We start from the raw sequence: 8513 nt of genomic DNA on the forward strand, positions 1-8513 counted from the left end.
GCTATCCGCCGAAGGCTTCGCGAAATGCGTGGCACAAGCGGTCGCGATCGACTTCCCACAGCTCGGCAATTTCTGCGCTCACATTTTCATCCCACCAGTCGGAGAGCAGCTTGCGGTTGCTATGGTTTTCAGTAATCCATATCAGATTCAAGATGACTTTTTTGAAATATAGGGACTCAGCTTCTTCCAGCTGTTTTTTGGGAACCCAGATCTTTAATTTCTTAATGGTACGATACAATTCATTATTACATGCACGGCGGATTTTTCTGGCGGTCGGATACTGCTGTTTGTGCTTCTCAGTGCTCGGCTTCATAGCGGCCCCCTCCTCTCATACTCAACATATGCGGGCGGCCGGGCTGCTGTGCGGACAGAGCGATGGGAGAAGAGCAGAAGTTATGTACGGCGGATATTACTGCACGACGATATAGCCGACCATCGGCCCGCCCTGTTTGAGCTGTGTATGCGTCAGGCATACAATCGGATACGTCCCAGGCTGATCAGCAGTAAAACGGACGGTGGTGACCTTTCCCTTTTGAACTTCCCCTCTAATATTCAGACCTTCGATAATGAAAGGATGGCTCTTGCCGTTAATGCCGGTAATATTCAATTGGACAGGCTCTCCTTTGCGGACGTAAATGGATCCCGGATCAAACCGGTATACTTCCAGTTCGTTCCCGTCATCTGTCGTTGTTTTGAACTCTCCGGTGACCAGATGAAAGACCTGTTCCTTGTGCGGTGTGCCGGAAACGGTCTCTGACCTGCTCCAGAACAAGTAGCCGCAAGCCAGAATAGCGGCGAGTGCGATGACACCTGCGACACGAAATTGTCTTTTGCTGACGACAAAAATTTTGGACATGAAATTACACCCCGTTTTAATCAATTTGGCTATTGCAAATAAAACGATACGCGTTGAACAAAAAATTCAAAAGAAATCTTTCACATGGAGGCCGGACTCGAAAGTCATTCGTTCAGCTTAGATAAACTCGCTTGATTATATGCTGAGGCTTGTCAAGGCATGACTCTTGTAGAATGAAGCCGGGGCAATATGATAGAATAGCTTGGGGAAGAAATTTCATACTGATGGGAGAAGGTGGGAAGCAGGAGTCATGGAGTGGATTTCGAATATCTTACATAGCCTGTTGCAGTGGGTGGAGAGCCTGGGAGCGTTCGGGATATTTCTCGGATTGATGCTTGAGGTTATCCCGAGTGAAATTGTACTTGCTTACGGAGGCTATCTTGTTTCGACGGGAAATGTTTCGTTCACAATGGCAGTTATCTTTGGAACGCTGGGAGCAGTCGGTCAGAACTGGGTGCTGTACGCTATTGGCAGATACGGCGGCAGGCCGATTGTCGAAAAATACGGCAAGTATATTAAGATTAAGAAGCATCACGTAGATGTGGCTGAGAACTGGTTCAAAAAGTATGGCGCAGGCATTGTCTTCACTGCCCGCTTTGTACCGGTCATGAGGCAGGTCATTTCGATTCCGGCTGGTATGGCCAAAATGAATTTTGGCTTGTTTACATTGCTCACAGCGCTTGCATCCCTGCCCTGGTCGATCTTATTCATTTATCTGGGCATGAAGCTTGGCAACCAGTGGGAGAACATTAACGAGGTTGCAGCTCCTTACGTAAAACCTTTCATTATTGTGGCGTTGGCCTTGGCAATTATTTATTTCCTTGTCAAATATTTGCGCAGTCGCGGTAAAACACTTTAGTTTGCGTTATGATGTTTGTGGATTTATGGTTTGATTTGCTACAATAAGTAAAGAATGGTTTTTGTCTGATAGTGAATATGTTCTGTTCATCAATTCGATCCATCCATAAAATTTATAATAAGGAGAGACGATCATGGGAAAAAATTTGGCCGATAAATTAAATAAAGGGATCAGCCCTCAGCAGTTCAGAGACACAATGGTTAAAAATAAAGAACGCTTCCACTCTCTGTACGACGAGTTCGTATGGCCGAATGAGGAGGACAAGGAGTACTTCGAATCGCTGAACAACCGTGATGATTTGCGCTGTCTGATTCTGATGGCAGACTGGTGCGGGGATGTTGTAGCGAATATTCCGGTCGTCTTCCGTGCGTTGGAGACAGGCGGTGTGCCGGTTGATGTGCTGATCAAAGAAGATCACCCGGAGACGATGCAGGACTTCCTGACACTGGGCGGGGAATCCGTACCGGTTGTCATCTTCGCAGATACCGGCGGTCATGTGCTGGGTCAATGGGGGCCGCGCACAGCTTACATCCAGGAGCCAATGGTTGCATTCAAACAGAATAATACGGACCGCGAGGCAGCGGATTATCAGGATAAGCTGTCGGAGACGCGTCAGGAGATCGGACGCCGTTACGGAGAAGGCAACTACCAGGCTGAAATTCTGAGAGAGCTCCGCGAGCTGATTTCTTCCTTCTAAATGATGATGAAGATCGATGTATTTTCGCTGGGCCCGCTTCAGACCAACTGTTATCTGATCTCTTCTGAAGCGGGCCGTGAGGCCATTATTATTGATCCCGGGATGAATCCCGGGAAGTTGCTGGACAAGGTGAAGGAGCGGGAATTGAAAGTCGAAGCGATTTTATTGACCCATGCCCACTTCGACCACATGGGCGGAGTCGATGAGGTTCGCAAAGCTTGCAACTGTCCGGTATACATTCACGACCTGGAGGCTGAATGGCTGACAGATCCCCGGAAGAACGGCTCTATGAGATGGAGTGATGTAACGAGCCCTCTGTCTACCGAGCCGGCAGAGTTTGCGCTGGACGAGGGGCAACTGCTCAAGCTGATCGGGCTGGAATTCCGTGTCTATCACACACCAGGACATTCCCCTGGCAGCGTGAGCTTCCTGTGTGGCGGGCATCTGTTCTCCGGAGACGTGCTGTTCCGTCAATCTGTGGGACGAACCGACCTGCCGGGAGGCAATGAACGGGACTTGTTCGACTCCATCCGCGGCAAGCTGTACACCTTTGCACCAGAGACCCGGGTCTATCCCGGACATGGCCCGCAGACGACGATCGGCTACGAGATGCTTCATAATCCGTACGTCGCCAAGCAATGATAACAACAAGATGATATCAGCCGTCAAACCGACAAGGGAGGCTTGTCCATTTGACGGCTTTTTGTTTCATTCGGTACACTATTGAAATCAAAGTTTATGCAAACGCAGAATTTGGCTAAAGGATGGTGCAATACATTTGACCAAGACGAATGCAGTGGATGAGGAATTGCAGGAGCAAGGGAAAGCTGAACTGACAGCAGAGCAGAAAGCTGCCCTGCAGCAGCAAATTGAGAAACAGATTGCAGCTGAGCTGCAAATTCCCGTCTCCAAGGTAAAGGCGGCTGTCGGACTGCTTGTAGAGGGGAATACGATTCCCTTTATCGCCCGTTACCGCAAGGAGATGACCGGGGAGCTGGATGAGAATGCGCTGCGCAGCATCGAGGAGCGGCTGCAGTATTTGAACAATCTGGAGGACCGCAAGCGGGAGGTAATCCGTCTCATAGCCGAACAGGGCAAGCTGACGGACGAGCTTCAGGCTGCAATCGGGAAGTCGGTGAAGCTGCAGGAGGTTGAAGACCTGTACCGTCCTTACCGCCAAAAACGTAAAACAAGAGCCAGCGTGGCCCGTGAAAAAGGGCTGGAGCCGCTCGCTGACTGGCTCTATTCGCAGCCAAAGCAGGGAGAGCCGGTGGTAGAGGCCGCTGCTTATGTCGATGAAACAAAAGGTGTGGCTACAGCAGAGGAAGCCTTGCAGGGAGCCATGGATATTTTGGCGGAAAATCTGGCGGATGATGCAGCGATCCGGGCCTGGGTGCGCAAATTTACGCAGGATCAGGGGATACTGCGGACGGAAGCCCGGGACGCTGAGGCAGAGAGCGTCTATGAGATGTATTACAGCTATCAGGAGCCGGTCAAGCGCTTGCCGCCGCACCGGGTGCTTGCGATTAACCGGGGAGAGCGTGAAGATGTGCTGCGTGTGACGCTGGATGTTGATGCGGGACGGATTCACGATTATATCAACCGGCAGATCGTGCGCATGCATACGGCCCCGTCCATTGTGAGTGTGCTGCAAGAGGTCATTCATGACGCGTATAAGCGGCTGCTCGCCCCTTCTATTGAGCGTGAGGTGCGCGGGGAGCTCACAGAGAAGGCGGAGGAGCATGCCATACAGATCTTCTCTGCCAACCTGCGCAATCTGCTCCTGCAGCCGCCGATTCACGGCCATGTCGTGCTTGGTGTCGACCCTGCATTCCGGACAGGCTGCAAGCTCGCGGTAGTTGATGATACAGGCAAGCTGCTGGAGGTGGATGTTACTTACCCGACTCCGCCGAACAATAAGGTGGAGCAGGCCTCTAAGACGATTAATGCGATGATTGACAAGTACGGAGTGGAGCTGATTGTCATCGGGAACGGGACAGCCTCCAGAGAAACGGAGCAGTTCATCGCGGGCCTGATCAGCGGACGCAAGGGCAAGGGAGGCCGCGGCGGCGAGCTGAAATATATTATTGTCAATGAAGCCGGAGCAAGCGTCTATTCAGCATCCAAGCTGGCTCAGGAGGAGTTCCCGTCCCTGGATGTTGCCGAGCGAAGCGCGGTTTCCATTGCCCGCAGGCTGCAGGACCCGCTGGCCGAACTGGTCAAAATTGAGCCGAAGGCAATCGGAGTCGGCCAGTATCAGCACGATGTCAGCCAGAAGCGTCTGGATGAAAGCCTGGGCGGGGTTGTGGAATCGGCAGTTAACCATGTCGGAGTTGATGTTAACATGGCGTCTCCGTCACTGCTCTCCTATGTGGCGGGTGTCAATGCTACAATTGCCAAAAACATCGTGAAGTACCGTGAGGAGAACGGCAAGTTCAGCGACCGCAAGCAGCTTCAGAAGGTGCCGCGGCTCGGGGCCAAGTCGTATGAGCAATGTATCGGCTTCCTGCGTGTGCCTGGAGGCAAAAATCCGCTCGACCGTACGCCGATTCACCCGGAATCCTATAAGGTAGTTGATTTGCTGTTCAAGGAGCTTGGCCTTAAGTTCGACCAATTGGGTACAGCGGAGTTGACAGAGAAGATGCACGGACTTGATGCGGAAGCGCTGGCAGCACAGCTTGGTGTTGGCGTGCCGACACTGCGTGATATCGTGGACAGCCTGCTGCGTCCGGGGCGCGACCCCCGGGAGGAGCTGCCGCCGCCGATTTTCCATACTGACGTACTTCAGATGGAGGATTTGCAGCCGGGGATGGAGCTCCAGGGCACCGTGCGGAACGTAATCGATTTTGGCGCCTTTGTGGATATCGGCATTAAAAATGATGGTTTGGTTCATATTTCGCAGCTTAGTAATAAATATGTCAAGCATCCAATGGATGTTGTTTCTGTCGGAGATAATGTCACAGTGTGGGTGCTCGGTGTTGATCCGAAAAAAGGGCGTGTCAGTCTGACGATGCGCAAGCCGGACTAGAGGCAAATGAATAACGGGAGAAACAGGTCTTTTGCAGTTAAAAGGCCTGTTTCTCTTGAATATAAGCAAGTATAAGTTTCACTTTTATCACCGGCTTATATTTCTAAGCGACACGAAGCTGTTGTCTGTTAAAGGACAGCAAAGCCGTTTACGCTTGCCCGTTTGCGCGGAATAGGCTAGAATTAATAAAAATATCAGATAGGAATTATTTTAATCAGACAGGATGGGGGCGATCAGGATGAGAAGAGAAGAAAAGTGCAGCGCCGCGCTTAACCATAAATGGTTTGGCTTGTCACTCCAGGCGCTTGTTGTACTGTCTAGAAATTGCTCTACCTGTCCAAGCTCCGTTATTGCTGAGAAGCTGCACTCTGAGCCAACTGTGCTTCGGCGCATTTTGGCAACCTTGGCCCGGGAAAATATTTTGGAAACGAGAGAAGGTCGGGATGGCGGCTATAGGCTTAAAAGAGCAGCGGAGGACATTACACTTGCAGAGATTTATCGTTCCCTGCGTGTGGGCGAGCCGCTTAGCAATGGAATGATTGATTCAACAGGCATCCATTCATTCGGGCAGGATATGAAAGCGGCATTTTCAGACATTGCAGAAGAAATTGACAATCAGGTTATGGACGTATTGGAGCGCCATACACTGGCTGATCTGGCTGATCGTATCAACCTGTAATAATCGCAATTGTAAATATTGCATCTGCAAATATTGTAGTTGACAGGGGTTGGCTTTCGGCATATACTGTGCAATATATGCAACAGTTAACCTCTCTGAGGCAAGGTTTCGTGGAATATATTTTTTGAGAGTAACTGTGATTATTATTTCACAGATTGACTTTAGTTTCTGCAGTTTTGCTGGTATGTTGCATGACCTGGATTGAAAAAGTATAGATAAGCGTGAATAGCTGCTTGGGGATCATGTTCCGAATCAGGCGGCAATATTCCGTGAGCCGGAGTTAGAGCCGTAGGCCCGCAGCCTTGCGGTTCTTGTCCAATTAAACAATGGAGAGGATTGAAGAGAAATGAGTAATGAAGTAGAAGTGAAAAAGGCAGATTTTTTTGAGGTTATTCGAGAGCGTCATTCGTTCCGCAGCTATGACCCGTCTTATAAAATGTCTGAAGAGGAAATCCGCAGTCTGTTAGAAGATGCCATTTTGTCCCCGTCTTCTTCAAACCTTCAACCATGGCGCTTCCTGGTTATTCAGGATCAGGCTTCAAAAGAGAAACTGCTGCCGATTGCCAATAACCAGCAGCAGGTCGTTCAGGCTTCCATTGTAGTTGCAGTATTGGCTGACCTTGAAGGATTCAAGCAGGCTGAATTGATCTATGGCCGTACAGTTGATAATGGCTATATGCCTGAAGAGATGGTGAAAGCTTATACCGCCCGTCTTGCCGGATTCTATGGCGAGCAGCCTGAGCGTTATCATAATACAGCACTCATCGATGGCGGACTTATCTCCATGCAGCTGATGCTGGCGGCCAAAGCGAGAGGACTGGATACCGTACCGATGGGCGGTTATGATGCAGATAAATTCGTTGAAGCCTTTAATGTTCCTGCCAACCTCAAGCCGGTTATGCTTATTCCGGTCGGCAAGGCTGTTGGCGAAGCGCGTAAATCCGTGCGTTTGTCTGTAGACGAAGTAACAACTTGGGAATCATTCTAATCCATTGATGCTGAGCTGTTGAACATATGAAAAAAAGCCTGTATTCCTGCCTGCTGCGAAGCAGTAGAGGGGAATACAGGCTTTTTTGTTAACGGATTGCTTCCACGGCTATGGCATAAAACCGGCAGATTTATGCTTGCCGGCATCTGCTGATTTGGTACGGTAAAAGAACCAGCAATCATTGAGTAAACGAATCTGCCGGCGGTCCTTCTTGATGAATGCCCGCATTAACTGATTGCAAAGCCATTGCGGCATACAGATCGCCCTCCTCCGAAGATGGATAATTATATCCTTAATCATATGGAGCAGGGCGAATATCCGTGCAGGTCCGATAAAATTCTACAATTCCGCTTCTTCCTCGTACCACTGCTCCAATTGGGCTTGCAGGGCCCGAATTTCGGTGAGCAGAGAAATGAGCGGGTAGGATTTTTCCTGAATGCCGGCGAAATCCTTTTCAAGCTCGTTAATGTAGTCCAAGCCGCCTTTAATGACCACAGACGGGTCATGAATTTCGACATCCGCGCATTCTGCGATGGCATAAGGAAGCTGTGGGATGTTATCGGCGGTCAGCTTGTCGATTTCTTTATGAAGACGGAGATTTAGCGCACTAAGCTGATAGGCATGGGTTTCGGGCATTTCAACAAAAGACAGGTTGTGCTCGCCCTTCATTAGAATATATCTCATCGTTGGCATAACTGAAATGACTCCCCCCGGGTAATCGTTCATTTGTTTGAAAATATACAAATCAGACGTAATAAGGCAGCTTGTCTCCAAAGAAACAAGTGAAAATCCTCACTTGACAGTTTAGCGCAAATAGCTTTATAAATTCAAGTAGTTTGGGGGAGATTAACGGTGAATGATGAAATGCTTCAACAATGGGTGGAGAAAGTATCCATTGAATCATTCGGCTTGCCATTCAAGCATAAAGCGACTTTTAATTCACGGCTTAGGACGACTGGCGGAAGATATTTTACAAGGTCGCATAATATTGAAATCAATCCTCATCAGCTGGACAGCTTTGGCGTGGAGGAGACGGAGAAGATTATCAAGCATGAGCTGTGCCACTACCATTTGCATTTGCTGGGCAGAGGATATCAGCACCGGGATGAGGACTTCAAGCTGCTGTTGGCCAAGGTAGGGGGCTCAAGGTATTGTCAGTCCCTTCCGGGAACGAGAACGGAGCGCAAGGCACAGCCTTATCGCTATATGCTGATTTGCAAGGCATGTGGACAGCAGTATTTTCGAAAAAGAAAGACAGATCCCCGCAAATATGCCTGCGGGCGCTGCCGCGGTATATTATTATTAAAGGTGCTGTCAAACGTCTGTGAAAATGTCACTCTAATTGTGCTATGAAAATGTCACTTGTTAAAATGAAGGTCTCTGTTACCAGAAGGCCTCTGGATAGC

Annotated in this window: 11 protein-coding genes; 7 read left to right on the top strand and 4 right to left on the bottom strand. The window is 49.5% G+C overall.

Annotated features, from left to right (window positions below; translation table 11 throughout):
* Position 1 precedes the first annotated feature (1 nt).
* Positions 2-313 carry a hypothetical protein gene (locus H583_RS0131155; RefSeq protein ID WP_028563896.1) on the bottom strand — a complete coding sequence of 104 codons (312 nt, stop codon included), beginning with the start codon at positions 311-313 and terminating at the stop codon, positions 2-4.
* Between the two features lie 96 nt (positions 314-409).
* Positions 410-856, bottom strand: a complete 447-nt coding sequence (locus H583_RS0131160; RefSeq protein ID WP_028563897.1) for a cupredoxin domain-containing protein — start codon at positions 854-856, stop codon at positions 410-412.
* Between the two features lie 250 nt (positions 857-1106).
* Here H583_RS0131160 and uptA point away from each other — a divergent pair, with 250 nt between their 5' ends.
* The 6 genes from uptA (at position 1107) to H583_RS0131190 (ending at position 7107) form a co-directional block, all read left to right on the top strand.
* On the top strand, positions 1107-1715 hold the full coding sequence (gene uptA / locus H583_RS0131165; protein WP_028563898.1) for an undecaprenyl phosphate transporter UptA: 609 nt from the start codon (positions 1107-1109) through the stop codon (positions 1713-1715).
* 133 nt (positions 1716-1848) lie between these two features.
* Complete coding sequence (locus tag H583_RS0131170) at positions 1849-2412, top strand: thioredoxin family protein (protein WP_028563899.1); 564 nt, start codon at positions 1849-1851, stop codon at positions 2410-2412.
* A gap of 3 nt (positions 2413-2415) precedes the next feature.
* Positions 2416-3054 (top strand): MBL fold metallo-hydrolase, encoded by a 639-nt coding sequence (locus tag H583_RS0131175; protein WP_028563900.1) that lies wholly within the window; start codon positions 2416-2418, stop codon positions 3052-3054.
* Positions 3055-3190: 136 nt separating this feature from the next.
* Entirely contained in the window at positions 3191-5440 is a 2250-nt protein-coding gene (locus H583_RS0131180) for a Tex family protein (RefSeq protein ID WP_425414549.1), read from the top strand.
* A gap of 238 nt (positions 5441-5678) precedes the next feature.
* Positions 5679-6119: an RrF2 family transcriptional regulator gene (locus H583_RS0131185; protein ID WP_036711648.1), complete on the top strand. Its 441-nt coding sequence runs from the start codon at positions 5679-5681 to the stop codon at positions 6117-6119.
* Between the two features lie 346 nt (positions 6120-6465).
* Positions 6466-7107, top strand: coding sequence for a nitroreductase family protein (locus H583_RS0131190; protein WP_028563903.1), 642 nt, complete (start codon positions 6466-6468; stop codon positions 7105-7107).
* Between the two features lie 108 nt (positions 7108-7215).
* Here H583_RS0131190 and cmpA read toward each other — a convergent pair whose 3' ends face one another.
* Together cmpA and H583_RS0131200 are read right to left on the bottom strand one after the other, a co-directional pair.
* Positions 7216-7362 carry a cortex morphogenetic protein CmpA gene (gene cmpA, locus H583_RS36995; RefSeq protein WP_154666042.1) on the bottom strand — a complete coding sequence of 49 codons (147 nt, stop codon included), beginning with the start codon at positions 7360-7362 and terminating at the stop codon, positions 7216-7218.
* An 84-nt stretch (positions 7363-7446) separates the two neighbouring features.
* Positions 7447-7800, bottom strand: a complete 354-nt coding sequence (locus H583_RS0131200; protein ID WP_028563904.1) for a hypothetical protein — start codon at positions 7798-7800, stop codon at positions 7447-7449.
* Positions 7801-7959: 159 nt separating this feature from the next.
* Here H583_RS0131200 and H583_RS34970 point away from each other — a divergent pair, with 159 nt between their 5' ends.
* Positions 7960-8460 carry a SprT family protein gene (locus H583_RS34970; protein ID WP_036711651.1) on the top strand — a complete coding sequence of 167 codons (501 nt, stop codon included), beginning with the start codon at positions 7960-7962 and terminating at the stop codon, positions 8458-8460.
* Positions 8461-8513: the final 53 nt, after the last annotated feature.

This window comes from Paenibacillus pinihumi DSM 23905 = JCM 16419 (assembly GCF_000422505.1).
Lineage (GTDB): Bacteria > Bacillota > Bacilli > Paenibacillales > Paenibacillaceae > Paenibacillus_D > Paenibacillus_D pinihumi.